The following is a 26137-nucleotide window of genomic DNA, read 5'->3' on the forward strand; positions in this document are numbered from 1 at the left end:
CCTATTAAGCGTGGTCTGACATACTGACTCCACTTTCCAACCACTCAGAAAGAGGACTCAGCAAATGCCGATCATCAATAGTCAAGTCAAACCGTTCAAGGCACAGGCTTATCACAACGGCGAATTCGTGACCGTCACTGAAGAAAGCCTGAAGGGCAAGTGGTCGGTTTTCGTTTTCTATCCGGCCGACTTCACGTTTGTTTGCCCGACCGAACTGGGTGACCTGGCCGATCGCTACGCCGATTTCCAGAAACTCGGCGTTGAAATCTACAGCGTGTCGACCGATACGCACTTCACGCACAAGGCCTGGCACGACACGTCGGACACGATCCAGAAGATCAAGTACCCGATGATCGCCGACCCCACCCTGGCAATTTCGCGCAACTTCGACGTGCTGATCGAAGAAGAAGGTCTGGCTCTGCGCGGCACCTTCGTGATCAACCCGGAAGGCGAGATCAAGCTGTGCGAAGTGCACGACAACGGCATCGGCCGTGACGCAGGCGAACTGCTGCGCAAGGTGCAGGCTGCGCAATACATCGCGGCGCATCCGGGTGAAGTCTGCCCCGCCAAGTGGACGCCGGGCGCAGAAACGCTCACGCCGTCGCTCGACCTGATCGGCAAGATCTAAGGTCTCGCAGCTTCCAAAGCTGCGCATAGCCTCAAAGCTTCAGGCAGTCGCGCCCACGCGGCGCATCACCGTGCGAACCGCTTCATGCAGCAGTTCGCGCGTCCCCGGGCCGCACGCGTTTTACATGAATGCGTGCGGCGCCGGGAATCCAACACCCATCGTCACGGAATCGAATAGCCATGCTTGATGCCAATCTCAAGACTCAGTTGAAAACGTACCTCGAAAAGGTTAGTAACCCTATCGAGATCGTCGCGTCGCTCGACGACAGCGCGAAATCGCAAGAGCTGCTGGCATTGCTGAACGATATCGCGACGTTGTCGGAACGCGTTACCGTCATCGAACGCCGCGGCGACAGCGAACGCAAGCCGTCGTTCTCGATCGGCGAGCCGGGCAAGGACATCGGCATCCGTTTCGCGGGCATTCCGATGGGGCATGAATTCACGTCGCTCGTGCTTGCGTTGCTGCAGGTCGGCGGCCATCCGGTCAAACTCGACGACGCGGTGATCGAACAGATCCGCAGTCTCGACGGCGACTATCAATTCGAAACGTATTTCTCGCTGTCATGCCAGAACTGCCCGGAAGTCGTGCAGGCGCTGAACGTGATGGCGTTGATCAACCCGCGCATTCGCCACGTGGCGATCGACGGCGCGCTGTTCCAGAACGAAGTCGAAGCACGCCAGATCATGGCTGTGCCGACCATGTTCCTGAACGGCGAAGTGTTCGGCCAGGGCCGCAGCGGCGTGAAGGAAATCCTCGCGAAGCTCGACACGAATGCCGGCGCGCGTGCAGCGAAGGAACTGGAAAACAAGCCGGTGTTCGACACGCTGATCGTCGGCGGCGGGCCGGCTGGCGCGGCCGCGGCGATCTATTCGGCGCGCAAGGGCATCGCGACGGGCGTCGTCGCGGAACGCTTCGGCGGCCAGGTGCTCGATACGCTCGCGATTGAAAACTTCGTGTCCGTCACCGAGACCGAAGGACCGAAGTTCGCCACCGCGCTCGAGCAGCACGTCAAGACGTATGAAGTCGACATCATGGACGTGCAGCGCGCCGAGGCGCTGATTCCCGGCCGCATCAACGAAGTGCGTCTCGCGAATGGCGCGGTGCTGAAGGCCAGAACGATCATTCTCGCGACGGGCGCGCGCTGGCGCGAAATCAACGTGCCGGGCGAGCGCGAGTACCGCAATCACGGCGTCGCGTACTGCCCGCACTGCGATGGCCCGCTCTTCAAGGGCAAGCGTGTCGCGGTGATCGGCGGCGGCAACTCGGGCGTGGAAGCGGCCATCGACCTCGCGGGCATCGTGCGCGAAGTGACGCTGTTCGAATTCGGCGCTACGTTGCGTGCCGACGAAGTGCTGCAACGCAAGCTGCGCAGCCTCGCCAACGTGACCATCGTCACCCAGGCGCAGACCACGGAAATCACCGGCGACGGCAAGAAGGTCAACGGTCTCGTCTACAAGGATCTGCGTTCGGGCGAAGTGAAGAAGGTTGAGCTGGAAGGCGTGTTCGTGCAGATCGGTCTCGTGCCGAACACCGAATGGCTGAAGGGCACAGTCGAGTTGTCGAAGCACGGCGAGATCGTCGTCGATGCACGCGGCGCGACGTCGGTGCCGGGCGTGTTCGCAGCCGGCGACGTGACCACGGTGCCGTTCAAGCAGATCGTGATTGCGGTCGGCGAGGGCGCGAAGGCATCGCTCAGCGCGTTCGATCATCTGATCCGCAACAGCGAGGAAACGGAAGCGGTTAGCGAGGTGGAAGCCGAAGCGACGGTTTGATAATCGCGCCTGGCAAGTAAGTAGCGAATGACGGCGGCCCGCGGGCCGCCGTTTTTATTGCATCTGCGCTGAACATGTAAAAACACGCGGAAAAACAGGCGCAAAAAAGCCGCCCGGCGCAAACCGGGCGGCTCTCAACGACGCAAGCGAGTGTCGCGCGTCAGACCGCTTAGGCCCACAACGCCGAGGTCTCGATGTCGCGCAGATCGAACACCAGCACTTCGGCGTCGCGGCCTTGCGTGAAGCTCAACGCTTCCTCGCCGCGCACGCGCACGCCGTCGCCTTCGCCGAGTTCCACGCCGTTCACCGTCACGCTGCCGCGCGCGACGTGCACATAAGCGTAGCGGTTATTCGCGAGTTCGAGCCGCGCCGTTTCGTCGCCGTTGAACAGGCCGGCATACACGCGAGCGTCCTGTTGCAACACCAGCGAACCGTCCGCACCATCCGGCGACATAACGAGGCGCAGCACGCCGCGCTTGTCGTCCTCGCTGAAATGCTGTTGCTGATAGCGCGGCGCGGTGCCCTTTTGCGCCGGTGCGATCCAGATTTGCAGGAAGTGGACCGGGTCCGTCTTCGAATGGTTGTATTCGCTGTGCGCCACGCCGGTTCCCGCGCTCATCAACTGGATGTCGCCGGGCACGATCACCGAACCGGTGCCCATCGTGTCCTTATGTTCGAGCGCGCCTTCGAGCACGTACGAGAAAATCTCCATATCGCGATGCGGGTGCTTGCCGAAGCCCTGGGCCGGCGCGACGCGGTCGTCGTTGATCACGAGCAGGTCGGAGAAGCCGTTTTGCTTCGGATCGTGATAGTGCGCGAACGAAAAGGTGTGACGCGAACTGAGCCAGCCGTGCTCCGCGCGGCCGCGTTGATTGGCGTGTCTGATTTCAAGCATCTCTTTCTCCTGTGAGCCGACGCTTTGGCGTCGTGATCGTCGTCCATGCAACTTTCGTTGCGGGCGATCGGGACTGATGTGTTGTCCGCGATCCATGAACAGGAGTGTAGGTCAACTCTTGAGGCTATAATCGGCCGTTAATCGGAAACACCGTCTCGTTTTAGTGGACAATAGCCATGCAACTGGATGACATGCGGATTTTCGTCGCGACTGTCGACGCGCATAACTTCACCGCCGCTGCGAAACGCCTGTCGCTGTCGAAGCAGTTTGTCAGCCGCCGCGTAATGGCGCTCGAAGAAGCGCTCGGCGTGCCGCTGCTCGTGCGCAACACGCGCAAACTGGCCGTCACCGAGCTGGGCCAGGAATTTTATGAGCGGGCCAAACGCATTCTCGGCGAGGTCGAGGACGCGGAGCAGGCCATGTCGCTGCGGCGCGCGGGGCCGCGTGGTCTGCTGCGGGTGAGTGCGCCGATGTCGTTCGGCATGATGCATTTGTCGCCGCTCGTCGCCGACTTTCTGCGCGAGCATCGCGACGTGCGTTTCGACATGGAGTTGAGCGACCGTACCGTCGATGTGGTCGGCGAGGGCTTCGACATGGCGGTGCGGATCGGCGTGTTGCCGGACTCGACGCTGATTGCGCAGAAATTATTCGACGTGAATCTCGTCGCGTGTTGCAGTCCGCGCTATCTGCGCCGTCGCGGGACACCGGCCGCGCCCGCCGACCTCGCGCGCCATTCATGCCTGCTTTACGGGCACGGCGGTGTCGTGGCGTGGGAGTTCGCCGTGGATGGCGCGTTGAAAAGCTTCGAAGTGCAGGGGCCGCTGCGCGCGAACAACGGCGATCTGATTCGCGATGCGGCCGTGGCCGGCCTCGGAATAGTTCGGCTTCCTGATTTCATTGTCGCCGACGCATTGCGAAGCGGCGAGCTCGTCACCGTACTCGACGAATTTCTGCCGAGCCCGACGGGCGTGTATGCGGTCTATCCGCAACATCGGCAGAGTTCGTTGACGATTCGTGCTTTCGTCGACTTTCTGCGCAAGCATTTGAAGAAGCGCCTGACGGCGTGAACGCCAGGCGCGGCATTACTCAGCACTCAAACGACACTCAGGCGACACTCAGGCGTCACTCAGCCGTCGCGGAAAATAAAGCTGTAGCCATTCAACGCGGGCACGCCGCCAAGATGCGCATACAGCACGCGCGAGCCTTCCGGAAACTCGCCGTTGCGCACCATGTCGATCATGCCGTGCATCGACTTGCCCTCGTACACAGGATCGGTCAGCACACCTTCAAGGCGCGCGCACAAACGGATTGCCTCCAGCGTGCCAGCGTTCGGCAAGCCATATTCCGGGCCGCCGAAGCGCTCGTCGAGCACCACGTCCTGAGCGGTGATGTCACGCGCGAGGTCCACTTTCTCCGCTGTTTGACGAGCGATTCTCGTGATCTGCTCGCGCGTCTGCGTGGGCTTGGCCGATGCGTCGATGCCGATGACGCGCTCGGCGCGGCCGTCGGCGGCGAACCCCACCACCATGCCGGCCTGCGTGCTGCCCGTCACCGAGCACACCACGATATAGTCGAACCGAAAACCGAGTTCCGCTTCCTGCTGACGGACTTCTTCCGCGAAGCCGACAAAGCCGAGGCCACCGAGCGGATGGTCCGAGCAGCCGGCCGGAATCGCATACGGCTTGCCACCGGCGGCGCGCACGCTTTCCAGCGCATCTTCCCAGCTTTTGCGAAAGCCTATGTCGAAGCCGTCCGGCACGAGACGCACGTCGGCGCCGAGTATGCGCGACATCTGGATATTGCCGACGCGGTCGTACACCGCGTCCGAATAGTTGACCCAGTTCTCTTGCACCAGCACGCACTTCATGCCGAGATGCGCGGCAACCGCGGCGACCTGGCGTGTCTGATTCGACTGAATGCCGCCGATCGACACGAGCGTGTCGCAGCCCTGCGCGAGCGCCTCGGGAATCAGGTACTCGAGCTTGCGCGTCTTGTTGCCGCCAAACGCAAAGCCGCTGTTGCAGTCCTCGCGCTTCGCATAGAGATGCACTTTGCCGCCCAGATGATCGCTCAGGCGCTTGAGCGGCTGGATGGGCGTCGGCCCGAAAGTGAGCGGGTAGCGGGGGAAGCGTTGCAGGTTCATGGCATCTCCGTGATCGATGGGTCCGGCGCGGGCAAGCGGTTGCCGCGTTCAGCACATGGTAGGAAAAATGCCGGGAAATGAGCTTGCGAAGAAAATGCGTCAGGCGTAACTTTGGGACCGACGATGCCGCTTCCGTTTAATTTTATTTCGCCGTAAAGCCAATGAACAAAACGAAAGTTCGCGCTGCTTCAGCCGCGCCCGCCGCCGGCAATGCCCCCAGCGACTCGCTGCAATCGCTTGACCGCATCGACCGGGCAATCCTGCGCCAGTTGCAAACGGATGCGTCCATCTCGAACGTCGCGCTGGCGGCAAAAGTAAAGCTGAGCGCGCCGGCCTGCTTGCGGCGCGTCGAACGTCTAAAGGAATCTGGCCTGATTCGCGGCGTGGTTGCGTTGATCGACCCGAAGTCCGCGGGCGCGGGCATGCTCGTGATCATCGGCGTGGTGCTCGATCGCTCCACGCCCGAATCGTTTGCGAACTTCGAAAAGGCCGCGCAGAAAGTGCCGGGCTGCATGGAGTGCCATGTCGTGACCGGCGAATTCGATTACTTCATGACCATCCGCACGCGCGACAGCGACAGCTTCAATCGCCTGCATGCCGAGCAGTTGCTCTATTTGCCCGGCGTGCGGCAGATCCGCTCGTTCATGGTGCTCAAGGAAATTCTGTCGACCACCCGTTTTCCGCTTTGACGTCGTCTGTAACGGTTCGCGTTCGCCGGCGTGAAGCGAAAAACACGCGCATGCTATTGGAGGTTGTCATTAATGCGGCGCTCGCGCGACTAATACTCGGGGCCATTCGAGCCACGCGAAACGCGCCGGGCCGCGTGAACCGCGCGTGAACCGAAAGGTATCGCCGTTATGCAGGTGCAATGAGGACAGACAGGACAGACATCATGAACATCGACAAACGTATCGACACCAAGCGCTCCCGCTCGCGCGTGGCAAGAATTTCCGTTGGCATCGGCTTCGGCGCGCTCGCACTGCTGCTCGCGCAACGCATAGCGCTTTCGTCGGAAAACGCGGTGCCGATTGCGCCGCCTGCGCTTGACGAGCCCGTCTCCGCCGCGTCGGCGCATGAAGAAACCGCCGTCTTCGCGGGCGGCTGCTTCTGGGGTGTGCAGGGCGTATTCCAGCACGTGCGCGGCGTGAAGCAGGCGGTGTCCGGCTATTCGGGCGGCCAGCGCGACACGGCGCATTACGAAACGGTGAGCGGCGGCGCGACCGGCCACGCGGAATCGGTGCAAGTCGCGTTCGATCCCGCGCAAGTCACCTACGGCCAGTTATTGCAGGTGTACTTCTCGGTGATTCACGACCCGACGCAATTGAATCGCCAGGGCCCGGACAGCGGCACGCAATACCGGTCGGCGGTGTTCCCATTGAACGATGCGCAGCGGCGAGTCGCGCAGAGCTATATCGCGCAACTCGAGAAAGCGCACACATTCACGGCACCCATCGTGACAAAGGTGGAACCGTTCAAGGGCTTTTATCCAGCCGAGTTCTATCACCAGAACTACCTGACGCAACATCCGAACTCGGGGTACATTGCGCTTTACGATTTGCCGAAGGTGGCAAGTTTGAAGCGCCTTTTCCCCAATCTGTACAGTGACAAACCCGTGCTTGTTCAGGCTGCGCAATGAGGCGCGCGGCGTCGTCCGGTCATGGGCCTAACGAGCCTTGAATCGGCTTTAGAAAAAAGCGCTGCCCGTGCAGCGCTTTTTTATTGGCTTCTCTCGCGGTGAAGAGAGGCGGCTGGAGGCGCGCCTCCACGTCGTAGGCCCGCATCTTGCACTAGCAGGTCCGTCGGCAAAACTTTCGCTCTGTCTGTTCCGACGAATACCGTAGCAGTAAGCCTTGTGCATTGCGGTAGAGGGACCTGGCGCAGTAACCGGTTTTGCCGTGCAACGCATCCTGTTGCTGAAAAACTTACATGCCGCGCGTAGCAACGCGGCGGTCGCCCGAGTTCATCGCCCGACGCGCTGGGCTTGGAGCGAGCAAACGTAACCCTCTTCGCGATACGCGAGATTGGAGGCATTGGTGTTGAACAGCCGTAGAAAGCGGATCAACGAGGTCCGCAATAAACAAACAGGCATCGCGGCAATTTGCGGGGTAGCCGTCGCCATCGGCGGCGTTGCTGCTCTTCCGGGGACGGCGTTCGCGCAAACGCCTTCGCCATTGGGCGAATGGCAGTACTCGGTGGGCATTCCGCTGCAAAAGATGTGGCAGCCGACGATCCCCGACTGGCAATTGCGCGTTGGCGCTGCAGCGTCGTTTCAGCCGCGCTACGAAGGCTCGGACCGCTATCACCTGATGGCCGGCCCGAGCATCGACGTGCGCTATAAAGACCTGTTCTTCTTATCGAGCGGCGAAGGTTTCGGGGTCAACTTCGTGCAAGGCCCGAACTGGCGCGCGAGCCTCGCAGCGGTCTACGACCTGGGCCGTCGCGCACACGACGATCCGCAGGAACTGAACGGTCTGGGCAATATCAATGCCGCGCCGGGGCTCAAGCTGTCCGGCGAATACGTCATATCCAAAGACTTTCCGCTGGTCTTGCGCGCGGACGTGCGCCGCTATTTCGGCGGATCGAATGGATGGATCGGCGATCTCGGCGCATATATGCCGATGCCCGGCAGCACGAAGAAATTCTTCTGGTTCGCCGGCCCGAACGTCACGCTCGCGGACTCGACTTATATGAATAGCTGGTTCGGCGTGAATCAGCAACAGGCGGCGCATTCGCAGTTTCGGCAGTACCACGCGAGTGCGGGCTTCAAGTCGGTGGGCTTCGGTATCAGCGCTGTGTGGCTGTTCGACAAGCACTGGTTCGCTACCGCCGACGGCGCGTTCCAGCAACTCGTCGGCAGTGCGGGGAATAGTCCGGTCACGCATCGCAAGGGCAATGGCGTTGCGGACATATCGATCAACTACCGGTTCTGAGTGACGCACAAACGTGCAAGCGACAGGGAGCGTAACCGGACCGGTTACGCAACCAGCGCGGTTACGGATTCACGCGCGGCGCCGCTTGCAGCCGATGCGTGTTTTTCGACGCCGCAGCGGCGGATGCCGCCGCTTCCGATACGCCTGCGGGACCGGCTGCAATATCGCTCGGACGCGAACTGCTGACCGCCTGCGGATAGAGCGCGAGCAACGCGCGCAATACGCCGTTGGTCCAGCCGAATCCATCCTGCAACGGATATTCGCCGCCGCCCGCGGACACGCCGGGCGAGGCCGCTTCCACATCGTATTTTTCGACGAGTTTTCCAGTGTGCTGAAAGTAAGAGACGTTGGTCTTGATCCAGCGCGTCGCGATGGTTTGCGCGAGCGCGGGTTCGCTGTAACGGCGCAGGCCGATCACCGCGAGATATTGCAGCGGCGCCCAGCCGTTTGGCGCATCCCATTGCTGACCGCTCGCGACCAGTGTAGTAGCGAGGCCGCCGGGGCGCAGCAACTGGCGCTGCACGGTCGCCGCGACGGCCTTCGCCTGCTGCCGGCTCGCGACGCCCGCATAAAGCGGATACACCGTGGCCGCGGTCAGCCTGTGCGTGAGCGTGCGATGCACGAAGTCGTAGTCGCCGAACGCCTGCAATTGCGGGTCCCACAGCACGCGTCGAATGGTGTCGGCGCGGCTCGCGGCGCGCTGCGCCATGTTCTCCGCATGCGTGACGTCGCCGCGCATCCGGTACGCCTTCGCAAGCGCGCGTTCGAGATCGACCAGCAGGCAATTGAGATCGACGGGCACGAGCGACGTGACATCGACGGTAGCGAGCGTCTTGCCGTCGGCGAACCAGCGCGAGCTGAAGTCCCAGCCCGTTTCGCCGCCCGCGCGCAGATTGCGCCACAGGTCCTCCGCGTTGCGTTGCGGCGTTTGCTGCGACGTGGCGACGTCTTCGCGATACGACTCGTCGCGTGGCGCCGCGCGCTCGTCCCAGTAACGGTTGAGCAGCGTGCCGTCCGCGAGGCGCACGACATGGCGGTTCGCATGGCCGGCGGCGAGGCCTTCGCTGCCGTTCATCCAGTACGCGTATTCGCGTTGCAGCTCGGGCAGGTATTGGGCGTAGACAGCGTCGCCGTCCTTGTCGGCCACGAGCCGCACCATCTGCGCGAAGAAAGGCGGTTGCGAGCGGCTCAGATAGTAAGTGCGGTTGCCGTTTGGAATATGGCCGTAGCGATTGATCAGGGTTGCGAAATTTTTCAGTTCGTCGACGACCCACGCATGCCGGCCGCTTGCCTCAAGACCGAGCATGATGAAGTACGAGTCCCAGTAATAGATTTCGTCGAAGCGGTCGCCCGGCACGATGTACGCATCGGGCAGCGGCAGCAGCGACGACCAGCGGCTTGCAGTCGAGTCCGGCTCGCGGCGCAATACCGGCCACAGCGTATCGATGTGGCTCACCACGTCCTCGTTCGGATTGGACACGTAGCTTTTCGATGCTCTTGCAGGCAGCGTGAAATTGCGCTTCACGAAGTCGCCGAGATTGAAGCCGGGCTGTTGCCGCGTGCTCGCGTAGTCGGCGGCGATCTGCTCCGGGGGCGCGAGCGGCACCATATCGGCGAACGTCTTGCTGTCCGGAAAGAGGTGAGCGAGCTGGACGTCGCGATAAAGCTCGGGATATTGCCCGGAAGGCGGGACGGGCACAACCGGCGATGCCTGCGACGGCGGCTCGACGTGCAGCGCGACGCGCGTGATGCCGTTCGCCGTGTGGGCAACGTCGGCAGTAGAAGCAGCAAAAGCAGCAGTCGCGAAAGACGCATGCAGCACGAACGCCGCAACGAGCGCGCTGCGCAAACGAAGGCGGTTGGAAGCGAAGGCTTTATCGGTCATCGGCTGAGCCAGGAGAAGGAACGCATGAATGAATAAGCGGGCATTGTTCGCATCATTGACCGCGGCCGGTCCAGCAAAGTTGCGTGCTTCTTGCGGTCTTCGCGAAGTAAGTCAGAGCGCGCTCACGCACGCAAAAAACGAGACCCGTCCTGTATGATTAAGCGTTTGCATAGCCACGCATGAATCTCGCCGGAGCCCTGAAAAATATTCCGGATCGCAATGATCCGCCTTGCCGAATATAGAAAAAATGACCGCATCCCAGGCTGTCGACGAACACTACTTTCGCGGCATCATTCGCCGCAACATCGCGTTGCCCTTGCTAGTCGGACTGATCACGATAGCCGTGTTCGTCGGGCTCATTGCGTACCTTGTTTCCACCACGAGTCTGGCCGAGCATTCGGAGCGCGTGATTGGCAAGGCGAACCAGATGCTGCGTCTCGCAGTAGACCGCGAATCGTCGATGCGCGGTTTTCTCATCACCGGCGACGAGCATTTTCTCGCGCAATACGAAAACGGCGGACCGCAGTTCAAGGCGCAAATGGACGAATTGCAGGCACTCGTCGCCGACAACCCGCCGCAAGTCGAAAAGCTCAAACAGGTCGCCGCGATTCAGGAGCGCTGGAACCGCGTGGCCGAAGACATGATCGATGCACGGCGCAGAATGCGCGACGTCGCGAGCATTGTGGCGAGCGGCCGCGGCAAGATGGAATTCGACGAGATACGTAAAGAGTTCGACGACTTTCTCGCCGTCGAATTGCGCCTGCGCCAGGAGCGCAGCGAAGCGTCGCGGCGCGTCACTGGAATACTGGTGAGCGTCTTCCTGCTCTTCAGCATCGGCGTGAACGGTCTGCTTGCGTGGCTGGGCCGCCGTGAACTGCTGAACCTCGCCGGCATCTACGACAAGGCTTTGCGCCAGCAGGAGGAGCAGACGGAAGTACTGGAAAAACAGGTGTGGTTGCGCTCGGGGCAGCGCCTGCTTGCCGAGCGAGTAGTGGGCCAGGCCACGCCGCAACTCGTCGGCCGCGCGATGCTCGATTGCCTCGCGCAATACCTGGATGCGGCGGTCGGCGCGCTCTACGTGCGCGACAAGCGGCAAGGCACGCTGCGCCGCATCGCAACTTACGGCTTTAGCCGCGAAAGCGAGCAGGCGAGCGCGCGCGACCTGGGCGAAGCCGACACGCTGATCGGCGAGGCAGCGCTCTCGCGTCGCATCGTCGTGTTGCATGAGGTGCCCGAGAACTACATACAGGTCGTCTCGGGAACCGGAAAAAGCGCGCCGAAGAATCTCATCATCGCGCCGGTTGCGAGCGAGGGCGAGGTCAACGGCGTGGTCGAATTGGGCTTTATTCGGCCACTCGCGCCGCGTGACCAGGAGTTTATCGAAGTCGTCAGCAACAGCATGGGCGACTTCATCGAGGCCGCGCTTTATCGGGAGCGCTTGCAGGATGCGCTAATCGAAACGCAACAGTTGAACGAAGAGTTGCAGGTTCAGCAGGAAGAACTGCGCGTGTCGAATGAAGGCCTCGAAGAGCGCGGCCGTGCGCTGCTCGAATCGCAAACGCGTCTCGAGGCGCAACAAGCGGAACTCGAACAGACCAACGTGCAACTCGAGGAATACGCGAACCGGCTCGAGCGGCAGAAAGCGGACCTGCTACGCGCACAGGACGATCTTGCGGCAAACGCGGAGCGTCTCGAACAGTCGAGCCGCTACAAGTCCGAGTTTCTCGCGAACATGTCGCATGAACTGCGCACGCCGCTAAACAGTTCGCTGATTCTTGCCAAGCTGCTGCAACAGAACCGCACCGGTAATCTGACCGAAGAGCAGGTGCGTTACGCGGAAACGATCCACGCATCGAATAGCGACTTGCTGGTGTTGATCAACGACATCCTCGATCTTTCGAAGGTGGAGGCCGGACAGGTGAACGTCGAACTGGAGACGGTTTCCATCGACGCAACGCTGCAATCGCTCGAAGAACTCTTCAAGCCATTGGCGGGCGCGAAGCACCTGAGTCTCGTATTCGACCGCTTGCCGGGCGTGCCGGATACGATGGTCAGCGACGGCCAGCGTGTCACGCAGATCCTGCGCAATCTGCTGTCGAATGCGGTCAAGTTCACGGCGCATGGCGAGGTCGCGCTGTCGGTCGCGCCGGCGGACGACGACATGCTGCGTATCGACGTGCGCGATTCCGGCATCGGCATTCCCGCCGACAAGCTCGAGATGATTTTCGAAGCGTTCCAGCAGGCCGATGGATCGACGAGTCGCCAGTACGGCGGCAGCGGCCTCGGCCTGTCTATCTCGCGTGAATTCGCGCGCTTGCTGGGCGGCCGCATCACCGTTGCAAGCGAAGTGGGCAAGGGCAGCGTGTTCACGTTGTGGCTGCCGCTCGATGGCCGCGCGGCGCTCACTGCGGGCAACGAGAGCGCGCTCGCGGATTCGGCTGCGCAAACGCTCGCGAGTGCGACCGCGTCGAACGGCAACGCGCAAGACGCGCTGCTCGCGCGTGCAGCGTGGAGCGACGCAGCGCCCGCGGTGATCTCGCCCGCCAACGGATTGATGCCGGCAATGTCGGCGAACGGGGCGAATGGTGCAGGCGCCAGCGCCGCGCAGGGCAGCGCACCGGAGGGCGGCGTGGCGTCCATCGCTTCCATCGCCGACGACCGCGACAACCGCACGCGCACGGGCCGTCTGATCGTCGCGATCGAAGACGATCTCGCGTTTGCTGAAATCCTGCGCGATCTCGTGCACGAACTCGACTTCGACTTCGTGCATGCGAGCAACGCGGCAAGCGGCCTCGCGCTCGTGCGCGACATGCGCCCCGCAGCGGTATTGCTCGACGTGGGCTTGCCGGACCGTTCGGGACTGACCGTGCTCGAATGGCTGAAGAACGATCCGCTGACGCGCCATATTCCGATTCATATCGTGTCCGCGACCGACCACGCGGACAAGGCGCTGCATCTCGGCGCAATCGGCTATACGCTCAAGCCGACCGCGCGCTCGACGATGGAAGCCGCGATTCGCCGTCTCGAAGCACGCTTGCAACAGCAACTGAAACGCGTACTGGTGATCGAAGACGATGCGCCGATGCGAGAAAGCATCCGCGCGCTGCTGCAAAGCGAGAACACCGAGATCGTTGCCGCTGCAACGTTGTCGGAGGCGCTGCAGTATCTCGAGAAGTCGTCGTTCGACTGCGTGGTGACCGACCTCGCGCTGCCGGACGGCACCGGCTACGATTTGCTGGAGCGCCTCGCGGCAAACGCCGAACATGCCGCGCTGCCGGTGATCGTCTACACGGGGCGCATGCTGTCGGACGAAGAAGAGCACCGCCTGCGCCGCTATTCGAAATCCATCATCATCAAGGGTGCGAAGTCGCCCGAGCGCCTGCTCGACGAAGTCACGCTGTTCCTGCACAGCGTGGAGTCGTCGCTTGCGCCCGAGCAGCAGCGCATGCTGCGCACGGTGCGGCAGCGCGACAATGCATTCGAAGGGCGCACGATCCTGCTTGCCGAAGACGACGTGCGCAACATCTTTGCGCTTTCGCATGTGATCGAGCCGCTCGGCGCGAAGCTGCAAATCGCGCGCAATGGCCGCGAAGCACTCGAAGCGTTGGAAAACGGCCCTGAAGCAGACCTGATCCTGATGGACATCATGATGCCCGAGATGGACGGCTTGACCGCGATGGGCGAGATACGGCGCAATCCGCGTTTCGCGCATCTGCCGATCATTGCGCTGACGGCGAAGGCCATGGCGAACGATCGTCTGCGTTGCCTCGAAGCCGGCGCGGACGACTACGTGTCCAAGCCGATCGACGTGGACAAGCTCGTTGCGCTGTGCCGCGTGTGGCTGCGCCAGCGCTAGCCGCAAACGGATCAGCATAGCGACACGGAAAGAACGAATGAGCCACCCAGAATTCGACGCACGGCAACGCATGAGCGATTTCGACATCGAGTTGAAATTGCTGCTGGAGGCTATTTACCTGAAGTACCAGCACGATTTTCGCCACTACGCGATGTCGTCGCTGCGCCGCCGCCTGTCGCAGGCACTCGATGAGTTCGGGCTCGGCACGCTGTCGCAATTGCAGGACCGCATCATGCGCGACAGTGAGCAGTTTTCGCGGCTGTTCCAGTATCTCACCGTGCAGGTCAGCGATATGTTTCGTGATCCTGCCTATTTTCTCGCGCTGCGTGAACATGTGTTGCCGCGTCTTCGCACGTATCCGTCGATCAAGGTGTGGGTCGCCGGCTGCAGCACGGGCGAAGAGTTATGGTCGCTGAAGATTCTCTTCGATGAGGAGGGCTTGACCGAGCGCACGCTGTTCTATGCGACCGATATCAACCCCGACGCGCTCGCGCGCGCCGAAGCCGGCATTTACGCGCTGGACCGCATTCAAGGCTTCACGCAGAACTATCTCGCGGCGGGCGGCACGCGCTCGCTGTCGGACTACTACCACGCGGCGTATAGCGGCGCGCGTTTTGCCGGCTCGCTCAAAGGCCGCGTGGTGTTCGCCGACCACAGTCTTTCCACCGACGAAGTCTTTCTCGAAGCACACCTCGTCTCATGCCGCAACGTCCTGATCTATTTCGATCGCGGCTTGCAGGACCGCGCGTTGGGGCTATTCGAAAACGCGCTGGTACGGCGCGGTTTTCTCGGCCTCGGCAGCAAGGAGACCTTGCGGTTTTCCCGTCATTACGAAGCCTTCGACGAATTCCGTCCAGGCGAGCGTATTTACCAGAAGCGCTGAGACCAACGTGATGCCGCGCTCAATCACTCAACCTGACGTCGACGCAGTGCGTGACGCACGCGATGCGCGCGCGTGCGAACTCGTCGTGATCGGCGGTTCGGCTGGCGGCATGGAGGTCATCAACTTGCTGCTCGCCGCGCTGCCGGCGAGCTTTGCACCCGCTGTGATGATCGTCATGCATCTGCCGCCCGACCCGCCGAGCTATCTCGTGCAAGCGTTGGCGCACCGTTGCGGGTTGCCCGTGATCGAACCGGACGCGGGCGAGCAGATCATGCCGGGCCGCGTGCATGTCGCGCCGCCCGGCTATCACATGCTGGTCGAAGTAGACCGGACCGTTGCACTTTCAACCGATGCGGCCGTGCGTTTCTCGCGGCCTTCCATCGACGTGCTGTTCGAGTCCGCGGCCGACGTGTATCGCGAGCATTTGCTGGCGCTGCTGCTCTCCGGTGCGAACGACGACGGCGTGAATGGCTTGCAGCGCGTGCGTGCGTTGGGCGGCGTCGCGTGGGTGCAGGACCCGGCCACCGCCATGTCGTCCGAGATGCCGCGCACCGCGATTGAACGCGGCGCGGCCGACTACGTCTATTCTCCCGAAACCATGGCCCGGCGGCTCGCAGCATGGCCGGCCTCTCTTTGACCCGATGCCATGTCGAACTCACCCGTCAATATTCTTATCGTCGACGACATCGCCCATAACATCACCGCGCTGAAGGCGTTGCTGACGCGTCCCGATGTGGCCGTGCTGGTGGCCGACTCGGGCACGGCCGCGCTCGATCTGCTGCTCAAGCACGAGGTGGCGCTCGCGATTCTCGACGTCAACATGCCCGGCATGAACGGCTTCGAACTGGCGGCGTTGATGCGCGGCAGTCCTCGAACATCGCATGTGCCGATCATCTTCCTGACCGCTACCGCGCAGGATGCGTCGCGCACGTTTCGCGGCTACGAAGCGGGCGCTGTGGACTTTCTCTACAAGCCGTTCGATCCGCGCATTCTGCAATCGAAGGTGGATGTATTCGTTCAGCTCGAACAGCAAAAGCGCCAGCTTGCCGCGCAGCTCGTCACCACGCGTCAGATGCTCGAAGCCAACGAGATGCTAATGGCCGTGCTCAGTCACGATCTGCGCACGCCGCTTGGGGCCGTGCTTGCGTCGGCGGAATACCTGATGCGCACGGCAGCCGATCAGCAATCCGCAACGGTCGCGGCGCGCGTTAAAAACAGTTCGCTGCGCATGGCGCGGATGGTCGATCAGTTGCTCAACCTCGCGCGTCTGCAAGGCGGACGTCTGCCGTTGCAGCCTCGTTCGATCGAACTGGCAACGCTATGCCGGTCGGTGATCGACGAATTCGCTTCGCGCGAGAACGGCAAGCGCATCCTGTTCAGGAGCCGCGGCAATACGGCGGGCGCGTGGGATACGGATCTCGTGTGGCAGGCGGTGTCCAATCTCGTCAGCAATGCGCTGCACCACGGCGCGGCAGGCGACGTGAACGTGGAGGTGGACGGCGAAGCGGCGGATTTCGTGCGTCTGAAAGTGGCGAATCGCGGCGTGATTCCACCCGAGGTTTTTCCGCATCTCTTCAAGGCGTTCGGGCCCAACAACAACGGCTCGCGTTCGCGCGAGGGACTGGGTCTCGGCTTGCATATCGTCCATGAAATCGCGCGGATGCACGGCGGTACGGTCGACGTGAAATCGGACGAAAGCGGCGGCACGGTGTTCACGATCGAGTTGCCGCGAATGGTCACGCTGCAACGCGGGTCGTTTTCGGGGAGGTGATCGGGACGAACTGCGCGCGACGAACTGCGCGCGACGAACCGCGCAGTGCTTTTGCCGCGACGGCATGCGCTATGAACACCGCTGCCGACGCACGCCGCGACGCGCTGTGCTACGCTTGACGCACCCCATCAATGCCGCGCGAGCCCGAAGCCATCATGCGTTCCTGGCGCATTTCCCCGCCTCACCGAAACGAACAGATCAGCACCGCGCGCGCGGCCGATCTGGTCATGTCGATTGCGCACGGCGACGCCGACGCGCTCGCCGCCAGCATGCTGAGAACGGTCGGCGACATGATGCCGGTTTCGCAGTGCACCGTATTCGCGTATGAATTCGACGCACGGCCGCGCACCATTTCCGCCGCCGACCATCGCGGCGGGCGTTTTCTCCGCGACGTCGCGAATCGCTATGCCGCGCATTTTTATGCACTCGACGGCAACCGCGCGATTGTCGATAACCCGCACTCGCGCGACGCGCTCGTCTTGCATCAGCAGCAAAGCGACGAGATCGGGAACGAAGCGTATCGCGCGGCGTGTTACGCGCAGCCCAATGTGTCGGATCGCCTGTCGTTGCTCGTGCAACCGATGGAAAGCGTGTGGCTGTCGATCAACCTGTATCGCGATCGCGCTTACGGCGTCTTCGAGACGAGCGAGTTGCAGCGAGTCGAAAGCCTCGCGCAGCTCTTCGCGCAGGCGGCGAAAACGCATTACGCGCTGCATACGCAGCATGAAGAGAGTCCGGCGGCAACCATGCTCGCACGCGTCAGACGAATCTGCCCGGCGCTCACCCCGCGCGAACTCGACGTGCTGCGCGGCACGCTCGAAGGTGCGAGCGCAGTCGAAATCGCGGAACGAATGGGCGTGAAGCCCGCGAGCGTCGTCACTTATCAGAAGCGCGCTTACGCGCGGCTCGGTATTTCGGGGCAGCGGCAACTGTTTGCGCTATGCGTGACGCCGCAGCGCGGCTGATTTCCCGCTTAAACCACGCTTCAACCACGCCCCAACCGCGTTTCACCCGCGCTTCACCCGCGTATCCGCCTGCGTCTCACGATCCCAGCGCTTGAGCCACGGCAGCAAAAAATCCGCGAAGCCCGCAGCAGGCGGCGATAACGCGCGTTCGGTCGAGCGGTACAAACACACCTCGCGGATCGTCTCCGGTTCGACAATCCGCTTCATCACCAGACCGAAGGTGCGTGCGAGCGGCGCGACATAAGCCGGCGCGAGCGTCACCGCGAGGCCGCGCGATGCGATACCGAAAGCGGTGGTCACGTTGTCCACCACGTCCGCGGGAACGATGCGCGCCTCGACGGGGAGATCGGCAAGCATCTGGTCGACCGCGCGTTCGTGATCGCGGCCGGTCGCGACGATAGGGACGTCGCGCAACTGCTGCCATTGAACACGTCTGCGCGCGGAGAGCGGATGCGACGGCGCGCACCACATCACCCACGGACTTGCGAACGCCGCGTCCCGGCGCACACGCGCACCGCTTGGCCTGTCCGGCCCGATCGCCAGATCGACGTCCGCGCTTTCCACGCGCTCGACCAGTTGCTCCACCACGGTATCGCAAATGCGCACGACGACCTTGGGCTTGTCGCGCGCGTAATCGGCAATCGCCGCGGGCAACGCGGTGGACGCCAGCACGAGCGGCGCGCCGATCCGCACGATGCCGGCCGCGCGGTTGCGAATATCGTCGGCAGATTGGGCGGCGGCGCGCACGTGGCGCAGCACCGATTCCGCCGATGCGAGGAAATCCTGACCCGCGCTCGAGAGATTCACGCGCCGCGTGGTCCTGTCGAAAAGACGAAAGCCGAGTTCCGCTTCGAGTTCCGCGAGCAATTGGCTCACCGCGGACGAAGTCAGCCCCAGCCGTTCGGCCGCCGCGCCGATGCTGTGAAGATCGACAATGGCGAGAAACGCCTCGTATTGACGGATGGTGACGCGAGTAAGTGCCATGACGCGATTCTAAAGAAAAACTTACGAATCGTGCAAAATCGGTTGATTGTAGATTGCCGCGCGGTCATCGACACTTGTCCCAATCGACGGAAGCACACAAAGGCGCTTAGACTTTCCGCCTCGCCTCTGTGGACGTATGCGTGCGCCACGCCAGGCTCCCTTCAAGGAAATGCCATGTTCGACCATATTCCCGCCTATCCCGGCGACCCGATTCTCAGCCTGAACGAAGATTTCCAGCTCGATCCGCGCCCGAACAAAGTCAATCTGAGCATCGGCATTTATTTCGACGACGCCGGCAAGCTGCCCGTCATGGATGCCGTGCGCCGCGCCGAAACCGCGTTGCTCGACGCAATCGGCCCGCGTTCCTATCTGCCGATGGCAGGCTTGCCGCTCTACCGGGAAGCCGCGCAGACGCTGGTTTTCGGCGCGAGCAGCGAAGCGCGCGCGGCGGGCCGCATCGCGACACTGCAAACCATTGGCGGCTCCGGCGCGCTGAAGGTCGGCGCCGATTTCCTGCGGCGCTATTTTCCCGCTTCGCAAATCTGGATCAGCGACCCGAGCTGGGAGAATCATCGCGTCGTGTTCGAGGGCGCGGGCCTAACCGTCAACACCTATCCGTATTACGACGAAGCGACAGGCGGCCTGCGTTTCGCCGATATGATCGAGACGATCGGCCAATTGCCCGAGCGCAGCATCGTGCTGCTGCATGCGTGCTGCCACAATCCGACGGGCGTCGATCTGAGCAACGAGCAATGGGCTGAACTCGTGCCGGTATTGCAGCGTCGCAAGCTGATTGCGTTCGTCGATATGGCTTACCAGGGCTTCGGCGCGGGCCTCGAAGAAGACGCCGCTTGCGTGCGTATGCTCGCGGAAGCCGACATACCGCTGATTGCAGCCAATTCGTTTTCGAAGAATTTCTCGCTGTACGGCGAGCGTTGCGGCGCATTGAGCGTGGTCTGCAAGAGCGCCGATGAAGCGGGCCGCGTGCTCGGCCAGTTGATGTCCACGGTGCGCGCGAACTACAGCAATCCCCCGACGCATGGCGCGCGTCTTGTCGCGAACGTGCTGTCCGATGCGTCGTTGCGCGCTTCGTGGGAAGCGGAACTCGCCACCATGCGCGAGCGCATTCTCGCGATGCGCGGCACGATTCACGCGGGACTCGCAGGCCGTGTCGATGAAGTGATGCGCGCGCGTTACGTCGCGCAGCGCGGCATGTTTACCTATACGGGCCTGAGCGAGAGCCAGGTCGAGCGCCTGCGCAGCGAACACGCGGTGTATGTGCTGCGCTCGGGCCGCATGTGCGTCGCGGGCCTGAATGCGCGCAACGCGGAGTACGTGGCGTCGTCGATTGCCGCGGTGGTCGCGGGCGCATAGCGACCGCGGCAGCGCAGCCAACGCGAACGAGCACGCAACGCGCACAGCCAACAGATAACCCTGGAGACGTCGATGACGACACTTGATATGCCACCGGCAAGTGCGCCGCAAAAAGCCGGCATGCATGCGGACGAATGGCAGGCGCGCGTTCAACTGGCCGCGTGCTACCGCATCTTCGACATGCTCGGCTGGACCGAGATGATCTACAACCACATCACGTTGCGTGTGCCGGAGAGCGTGAGCGGCGGCGAGCGCCAGTTCCTCATCAATCCGTTCGGCTTGCACTACAGCGAAGTCACGGCGAGCAATCTGGTGAAGATCGACGCGCAAGGGCGCGTGCTCGACGGCTCGCGTTATCCGGTGAATCCCGCTGGTTTCGTCGTGCATGCGGCGATTCACGAAGGCGTGCCCGGCGCGCATTGCGTGATGCACACGCATACCACGGCGGGCGTCGCCGTCGCGTGTCTCGAAGACGGTTTGCAGCAGACCAACTTCTACACCGCGCAATTGCACGACCGCATCGCGTATCACGACTTCGAGGGCATCACCGTGCATGCGGAAGAGGGGCCGCGGCTCGTCGAACATATCGGCGACAGGCAGGCGGTGATTCTGCGCAATCACGGGCTGCTTGCATGGGGCCGCACGTTGCCGCAAACTTTCGCGGTTCTATGGACGCTCAACCGCGCATGCGAGATTCAGATGGCGACGTTTTCGATGGGCAAGGCGCGGCCGGTTCCCGAAGACGTCGCGATTCGCTGCTCGCGCGACGCGTTGCAATTCGATCCCCGTCACGGCGCGGGACAGGACGTGTTCGATGCGCTCGTGCGGCGCGTCGAGCGCATCGATGCGAGTTACAAGGAATGAAGCGATGAAAGTAGCGATTTACGGCGCGGGCGCCATTGGCGGATGGATCGGCGTGAAGCTCGCGCAGGCGGGCCACGAGGTCGGCGTGGTGGCGCGCGGCGCGATGCTGGCCGCGTTGCGCGAGCAGGGCTTGAGGATGATCGAAGGCGGCAGCACGCAAACCGTCACTGTGCAAGCCGCGCAAGACCCGACCGAGCTTGGTGTACAGGATCTCGTCGTGGTCGCGGTCAAAGGGCCGGCAATGGCCTCGGTGGCCGCGCACATCGCGCCGCTGCTCGGCGCGCAAACCGTCGTGCTGACCGCAATGAACGGTGTGCCGTGGTGGTTCTGCGACGGTCTGCATGGCGACTTCGTGGGCAAGCGGCTCAAGTCAATCGATCCCGACGGCGCAATCGCCGCCGCGATTCCAAGCGCGCAAACAGTGGGCTGCGTGGTGCACGCGAGTTGCCTCGTCGAGGCGCCGGGCGTGATCCGGCATCATCAAGGCAATGGGCTGATTATCGGCGAGGCTCTCGGGCGTCCGAGCGAACGCGTGAAGGCGCTCGCCGAGACGCTGGCCGCGGCGGGTTTCAATGCGTCGGTGTCGGAGCAGATTCAGCGCGACGTCTGGTACAAGCTGTGGGGCAACATGACGATGAACCCGATCAGCGCGATCACGGGCGCCACCACCGACCGCATTCTCGGCGATGAACTGGCGCGCAACTTCGTCACGAGCATCATGCTCGAGGCGAAGGAAATCGGCGCGCGTTTCGGCATTCCCATCGATCAGGCGCCCGAGGACCGGCACGCGGTCACGCTGAAACTCGGCGCGATGAAAACGTCGATGCTGCAAGACGTGCAGGCGCGCAAGGCGGTCGAACTGGACGCACTCGTGAGCGCGGTCCGCGAACTCGGGCAATTGACCGGCGTGAAGACGCCTTATACGGATGCGCTGCTCGGTCTCGCGCGCTTGCATGCCAGCACGCTGGGTCTGTATTGAACGCAGCGCAGTGCCACGTTAAAGCAGAAAGCCGCCGCGTGTTTTTCTCGCGGCGGCTTTTTTATGCCTGTTTTATAGGGCTATTCCAACTAAACAGCCGTCGCCGTGACGGCTTCGGACCTTGGCAAGCGCGCCGCTTCGATCAAGGACACAGCCCGTTGTGCATCGTCGAGGTCGGTGATGCACAGCAGCGCGAGGCGAGCGAGATACAGCGGAGCATCGGCTTCGCCTTCGGCGCTGAGCGTATGACAAAGCGCCGTATAGACGCGGTCGAGATCGCTATCGGTCATGACTGGCTCTCCTTGTTTTCCATGTTCAGTGCGGCCATCAGCGCGCGCTGCGTGGCGGCCGCGCTGCCTTCGCGCCAGCGCGCGAGCACATGGCCGTCGGGGCGGATCAGATAGACAGTGCCTTTTTCGGCATCGAGCATTTGATGCAGACGGCCGGTGTGATCGATTGCGGTTGTGCCGTTAGCGTTGGCCTCGTCGCTTGCATGAACCACCACGGTGATTACGTTGAACGGAATCGCGCGGCTTGCCAGGTCCTCTTGCATGTCCCGCCACGCGCTCTCTTGCGATGCATCGGCGGAAAAGCGCAGCGCGGTGAAGCAGGGCGCAAGCAGATCGGTGAGGTGCATGTCGAGCAGCTTGCCATCGCGAATGGACTTGAGGCGGCACTCCGGCAGCACACTGCCTGGCGCCGTGCCATTGGTGAACGGGTTCTCCGTTGCCTCGGCCGCCACGCGATTGAGCGGCGATTGCGCATAAGCAATCGGATGCGTCTGCCGCGGATTGATCAGCGGACGCACGGCGGCATGACGTTCGGCGAGGCCCAACACGGCGCTTCTCATCAGCTCGAAAGCGAAGGTCGGCGGCGCCATGAATTCGGTGCTCTTCATGCCGTAGCTCAAATTTTGGCGTGCGGCGAACACGCGCTCGTCGCTATAGCTATCGAGCAGCTCGGGCGACGCGATGCCGTTCACCACGCAGCCGAGTTTCCAGCCGAGATTGTCGGCGTCGTCGATACCCGAGTTCGCGCCGCGCACGCCGAAGATCGGCACCAGATGCGCCGCGTCGCCCGCGAACAGCACCGAGCCGTGGCGATAACGTTCGAGCGTCAGCGCGTTGGCCTTGTAGACGGTGATCCAGATCGGCGACCATTCGCCTGTTTCGCCCATCGCGTCCAGCACGCTTTGCACGCGCGGCATCACGTTGCCGGGTTCGACGGCCGCCTGCGGGTCTTCGTCGTCGCGTAGCTGGTAGTCGATGCGCCACACGTTGTCCGGCTGCTTGTGCACGAGAACGGTCGAGCCGGGATTGGACGGCGGATCGAAATAGGCGAGCCGCTCGGTCGCGCGGTCGCTGTGCAGTTCGATATCGACGATCACGTAGCGGCCTTCGTACGTCGTGCCGGTCAGTTTGAGTCCGAGCGCCTCGCGTATCGTGCTGCGCCCGCCATCGCACGCGACGACCCAGTCGGCTTCCATTTGCCATGCGATGTCGCCGGTCTGCAGATCGAGCGTGGCGCCGCGCGAGGCGTCCGACGCAGCGCGTTGCCCGATTGCGGTCACACGCGTTTGCCAGCGAATCTCGATCAGGTCCGCGTGCCGCTCCAGTTCGTCGAGCAGGAACTGTTCGATCTGATACTGCGCGATGTTGATCATCGGCGGCAGCGATTGCTCGTCGTCCTGATGCATCGAAAAGCGGAACACCTCGGTATCGCGATAGAAGCTGCGGCCGCCCGTCCACGGCAGACCTTTTTGCAAGAAGCCTTCAACGGCGCCCAGGCGCTTGAGTATTTCGAGGCTGCGCCGCGAGATGCAAATGGCGCGGCTGCCGGTGCATACGCTGTCGTCGGCTTCGATCAGAACGGAGCGCACGCCCTGGCGGGCGAGCGCCAGCGCGAGCGTCATGCCGACCGGCCCGCCGCCGACAATCGCAACGGACCGTCGCACGGGATCGCGTCCGTCGACGAGTGGAGGCACCGCGCCCTCGTAACGGCGCGGCGAAAATGGATAGGGTTTGAAGCTGCGGCTCATGCGGGTCTCCTCGATGTTCGCTGCATTCGCGGCCGCTGGCGTGTTCGGTTCTTTTAGAAGCGGCGCGAAATGAAAAAGCGATGAGCGAAGTATGGAGGAGAGCTTGTGCGCGCCTGTCCTCATTTTGGGTACAGGCGCGGGGTGGTTTTACGCGGTGGTTGGATCGACCACGATCAATCCGCCCCACCGGCGACATGCGAATGCCGGCCCGCCTGCAACGCCCACGCGGCGACCTGGCATTCTTCGATCATCGCGCGGAAGGTGGGCGCCGAGTGCGCCGCGGCAGTCGAGCCCATGCCGATGTCGTGCCCGTTTTCCGCGCTGCCGCCCACGCCGACCACGAGCGTCGCGCGCGGCCGCCATTCGCGCGTGCGCCGCAGCATGTTGCGCAGGTACGGCGGCGAATCGGGCGCGTCGAGCGTGACGATGCAGATGATCGGCGCATTTTTGTAGCTCGGTTCGTCGGCGCGCGCGCTGCGATAGCCCGAGTGCGTCGCCATGATCGGCGCGAAGCCGACGCGCCCGAGCAGTTGCACGGCGATGGCGGTCGTCACCTCGTCGAACGCGCCGCGTCCCGGCACGCATAGCACGGCGGTCTTTTCGTCGTCGTGATGTTCGGACGAATGCTCGCGGGTCTGCTCGTGCCGCTCCGACAGATCCGCCGATGACGCCGCGTGCAGCGCGGCCGCGTCGCCTGGTTCGGGACGCGCGAGGCGGTCCGGCAAACCGTCCGCGATCTCGAGGTTTTCCACGATGTCGACCAGCGCTTCGTTGACGCTCGCCAACTGGTCGGGCATCAACACGCCGCGCATCGCGTCGTTGCGCGCGAGCTTGAGCCCTTCGAGCGCGACCTTGTCGTAGTAGTCGATCAGCGACATTTCGCGCAACAGACGCTCGGCCTGCACGATCGCCTCGTGCGGATCGTCGGCGAGCAGCCGCTGATAGAAGTTCTGCGCGGGCGTGAGCGCCGGCTGATCGCCGAGCAGCACCGTGAGAAAGTTCAGACGGTCGGCGTAACGCCCGAGCGTGACCACGCACAGCGTGAGCGGCGTGGACAGCACGAGGCCGATCGGCCCCCATAGCCAGCTCCAGAAAATCGCCGCGACCACGACCGCGAGCGGCGAGAGCCCCGAACGGTGCCCATACAGCAGCGGCTCCGCGATCTGCCCGGCGACCACATCCACGACGATGAACAGTATCAGCGTGTACACCGCCATCGTCCATTGCGGCTGAATCGCGGCGGCGAGAAACACCGCGAGAATCGCCGCGATCCAGATGCCGATATACGGCACGAAGCGCAGCAGCGCCGCGATCACGCCGAATAGCAGCGCGCCCGGCACGCCGATAATCGCGAGACCGATTGCAATCACGCCGCCCGCGCTCAGGTTCACGCCGAGTTGCGCGACGAAGTAGCGGCTCAGGCGCACGGCGGCGTCGTTGATCGCGGTCGTCGTGCGATGCAGGTCGCGCGAGCCGAACAGACTGATCAAACGGTCACGCAAATCCTCGCGTTGCAGCAGAATAAAAATCGTCACCACCAGCACGATGAAGGTCGTTTCGATTGGCGCGATGGCCGGCGACAACGCGCGCTGCGCGAGCTGCATCGGCGTAGGCGACGGCTCGTGTACTTCGACCGGTGTAGGCACCGCGGGCGCATTGCGCGCCGCGCGGCCGGTGGGACGCGGCGGCGGCGGCTTCGAGGGCGCGACGCGTTGCAGCGTGGCCGCGGCGCGGCTCATCAGCGAATCGGCGCGGCCGATCGTTTTCTCCTGCACGGTTTCGATCTTCTGCTCGATCGCCACCTGATACTGCGGCAAGTCGCCGGCCAATTGCACGAGCTGCGCGCCGATCAGCGCGCCGATAGCGAGCAGCGCGGCGAGCGCGAACAGCACCGCAATGAAGATGGACGGCAACTGTCCCATGCGCAAACGCCGCAGCATCTGCACGAGCGGCGCGAGCAGAAAGCTGAGCAGCACGGAGAGCGTGATCGGGATCAGCACCGCGCGGCCGAAGTAAAGCGCGCACACCACCACGACGCCCGTGATCACCGAGGCAAGGCCGTGCAGGCCTGGTGCGCCAGGCGGATAAACGCGATTGGGCCGCCCAGGCGGCGGCAACGATATTTTCATGAGCACACTGTCCGATTGTGTGGCGCGGTCGCTTCTGGTCC

21 protein-coding genes are annotated in these 26137 nt (G+C 63.0%); 14 read left to right on the forward strand and 7 right to left on the reverse strand.

Features of this window, described 5'->3' with window-relative positions:
• The first annotated feature begins 64 nt into the window (after positions 1-64).
• A complete protein-coding gene (gene ahpC, locus P0D87_RS05075) occupies positions 65-628 on the forward strand; it encodes an alkyl hydroperoxide reductase subunit C (protein WP_006046984.1) in 564 nt (187 codons plus the stop codon).
• Between the two features lie 179 nt (positions 629-807).
• On the forward strand, positions 808-2400 hold the full coding sequence (ahpF, locus tag P0D87_RS05080; protein ID WP_053859170.1) for an alkyl hydroperoxide reductase subunit F: 1593 nt from the start codon (positions 808-810) through the stop codon (positions 2398-2400).
• Positions 2401-2569: 169 nt separating this feature from the next.
• Here the strand turns inward: ahpF and P0D87_RS05085 are convergent, their stop codons facing one another.
• Positions 2570-3295 carry a pirin family protein gene (locus P0D87_RS05085; protein WP_006046986.1) on the reverse strand — a complete coding sequence of 242 codons (726 nt, stop codon included), beginning with the start codon at positions 3293-3295 and terminating at the stop codon, positions 2570-2572.
• A 176-nt stretch (positions 3296-3471) separates the two neighbouring features.
• Here P0D87_RS05085 and P0D87_RS05090 point away from each other — a divergent pair, with 176 nt between their 5' ends.
• Positions 3472-4362, forward strand: coding sequence for a LysR family transcriptional regulator (locus P0D87_RS05090; RefSeq protein WP_053859169.1), 891 nt, complete (start codon positions 3472-3474; stop codon positions 4360-4362).
• Positions 4363-4421: 59 nt separating this feature from the next.
• Here P0D87_RS05090 and P0D87_RS05095 read toward each other — a convergent pair whose 3' ends face one another.
• Positions 4422-5438 (reverse strand): 1-aminocyclopropane-1-carboxylate deaminase, encoded by a 1017-nt coding sequence (locus P0D87_RS05095; protein WP_053859168.1) that lies wholly within the window; start codon positions 5436-5438, stop codon positions 4422-4424.
• Between the two features lie 161 nt (positions 5439-5599).
• Here P0D87_RS05095 and P0D87_RS05100 point away from each other — a divergent pair, with 161 nt between their 5' ends.
• From P0D87_RS05100 to P0D87_RS05110, 3 genes are all read left to right on the forward strand, one after another.
• Positions 5600-6127: an Lrp/AsnC family transcriptional regulator gene (locus P0D87_RS05100; RefSeq protein WP_006046989.1), complete on the forward strand. Its 528-nt coding sequence runs from the start codon at positions 5600-5602 to the stop codon at positions 6125-6127.
• Between the two features lie 203 nt (positions 6128-6330).
• Positions 6331-7074, forward strand: a complete 744-nt coding sequence (gene msrA / locus P0D87_RS05105; RefSeq protein ID WP_053859167.1) for a peptide-methionine (S)-S-oxide reductase MsrA — start codon at positions 6331-6333, stop codon at positions 7072-7074.
• A 397-nt stretch (positions 7075-7471) separates the two neighbouring features.
• A complete protein-coding gene (locus tag P0D87_RS05110) occupies positions 7472-8368 on the forward strand; it encodes a MipA/OmpV family protein (RefSeq protein WP_006046992.1) in 897 nt (298 codons plus the stop codon).
• Between the two features lie 61 nt (positions 8369-8429).
• On the opposite strand, the gene treF is transcribed toward P0D87_RS05110, so the two are convergent.
• Positions 8430-10253, reverse strand: a complete 1824-nt coding sequence (gene treF, locus P0D87_RS05115) for an alpha,alpha-trehalase TreF (protein WP_171799905.1) — start codon at positions 10251-10253, stop codon at positions 8430-8432.
• A 247-nt stretch (positions 10254-10500) separates the two neighbouring features.
• Between treF and P0D87_RS05120 the strand changes: the two genes are divergently transcribed.
• The 5 genes from P0D87_RS05120 (at position 10501) to P0D87_RS05140 (ending at position 17728) form a co-directional block, all read left to right on the forward strand.
• Positions 10501-14109, forward strand: a complete 3609-nt coding sequence (locus P0D87_RS05120; RefSeq protein WP_053859166.1) for a response regulator — start codon at positions 10501-10503, stop codon at positions 14107-14109.
• Positions 14110-14146: 37 nt separating this feature from the next.
• Positions 14147-14992 (forward strand): CheR family methyltransferase, encoded by an 846-nt coding sequence (locus tag P0D87_RS05125; RefSeq protein ID WP_053859165.1) that lies wholly within the window; start codon positions 14147-14149, stop codon positions 14990-14992.
• Positions 14993-15002: 10 nt separating this feature from the next.
• Positions 15003-15629, forward strand: coding sequence for a chemotaxis protein CheB (locus P0D87_RS05130; RefSeq protein ID WP_053859164.1), 627 nt, complete (start codon positions 15003-15005; stop codon positions 15627-15629).
• A gap of 9 nt (positions 15630-15638) precedes the next feature.
• Positions 15639-16763, forward strand: coding sequence for a hybrid sensor histidine kinase/response regulator (locus tag P0D87_RS05135; protein ID WP_053859163.1), 1125 nt, complete (start codon positions 15639-15641; stop codon positions 16761-16763).
• A gap of 155 nt (positions 16764-16918) precedes the next feature.
• Positions 16919-17728 (forward strand): helix-turn-helix transcriptional regulator, encoded by an 810-nt coding sequence (locus P0D87_RS05140; RefSeq protein WP_053860708.1) that lies wholly within the window; start codon positions 16919-16921, stop codon positions 17726-17728.
• 42 nt (positions 17729-17770) lie between these two features.
• Here P0D87_RS05140 and P0D87_RS05145 read toward each other — a convergent pair whose 3' ends face one another.
• The gene (locus P0D87_RS05145; RefSeq protein ID WP_006047000.1) at positions 17771-18712 is read right to left on the reverse strand and encodes a LysR family transcriptional regulator; all 942 of its coding nucleotides are present in this window, start codon (positions 18710-18712) and stop codon (positions 17771-17773) included.
• Positions 18713-18886: 174 nt separating this feature from the next.
• On the opposite strand from P0D87_RS05145, the gene P0D87_RS05150 reads away from it, so the two are divergent.
• From P0D87_RS05150 to P0D87_RS05160, 3 genes are all read left to right on the forward strand, one after another.
• Entirely contained in the window at positions 18887-20086 is a 1200-nt protein-coding gene (locus P0D87_RS05150; protein ID WP_053859162.1) for an amino acid aminotransferase, read from the forward strand.
• A gap of 72 nt (positions 20087-20158) precedes the next feature.
• Positions 20159-20950, forward strand: coding sequence for a class II aldolase/adducin family protein (locus P0D87_RS05155; protein WP_053859161.1), 792 nt, complete (start codon positions 20159-20161; stop codon positions 20948-20950).
• 4 nt (positions 20951-20954) lie between these two features.
• The gene (locus P0D87_RS05160; RefSeq protein WP_053859160.1) at positions 20955-21929 is read left to right on the forward strand and encodes a 2-dehydropantoate 2-reductase; all 975 of its coding nucleotides are present in this window, start codon (positions 20955-20957) and stop codon (positions 21927-21929) included.
• Between the two features lie 89 nt (positions 21930-22018).
• Here the strand turns inward: P0D87_RS05160 and P0D87_RS05165 are convergent, their stop codons facing one another.
• From P0D87_RS05165 to P0D87_RS05175, 3 genes are all read right to left on the reverse strand, one after another.
• On the reverse strand, positions 22019-22219 hold the full coding sequence (locus tag P0D87_RS05165) for a hypothetical protein (protein WP_053859159.1): 201 nt from the start codon (positions 22217-22219) through the stop codon (positions 22019-22021).
• Positions 22216-23967 (reverse strand): FAD-dependent oxidoreductase, encoded by a 1752-nt coding sequence (locus P0D87_RS05170; RefSeq protein ID WP_053859158.1) that lies wholly within the window; start codon positions 23965-23967, stop codon positions 22216-22218. The genes P0D87_RS05165 and P0D87_RS05170 overlap by 4 nt, the downstream gene beginning before the upstream one ends.
• A 173-nt stretch (positions 23968-24140) precedes the next feature.
• On the reverse strand, positions 24141-26096 hold the full coding sequence (locus P0D87_RS05175; RefSeq protein WP_006047007.1) for an AI-2E family transporter: 1956 nt from the start codon (positions 26094-26096) through the stop codon (positions 24141-24143).
• Positions 26097-26137 lie beyond the last annotated feature (41 nt).

Origin of the sequence: Paraburkholderia sp. RL17-368-BIF-A, assembly GCF_046054045.1 — a bacterium.
GTDB classification, from domain to species: Bacteria; Pseudomonadota; Gammaproteobacteria; order Burkholderiales; family Burkholderiaceae; genus Paraburkholderia; species Paraburkholderia graminis.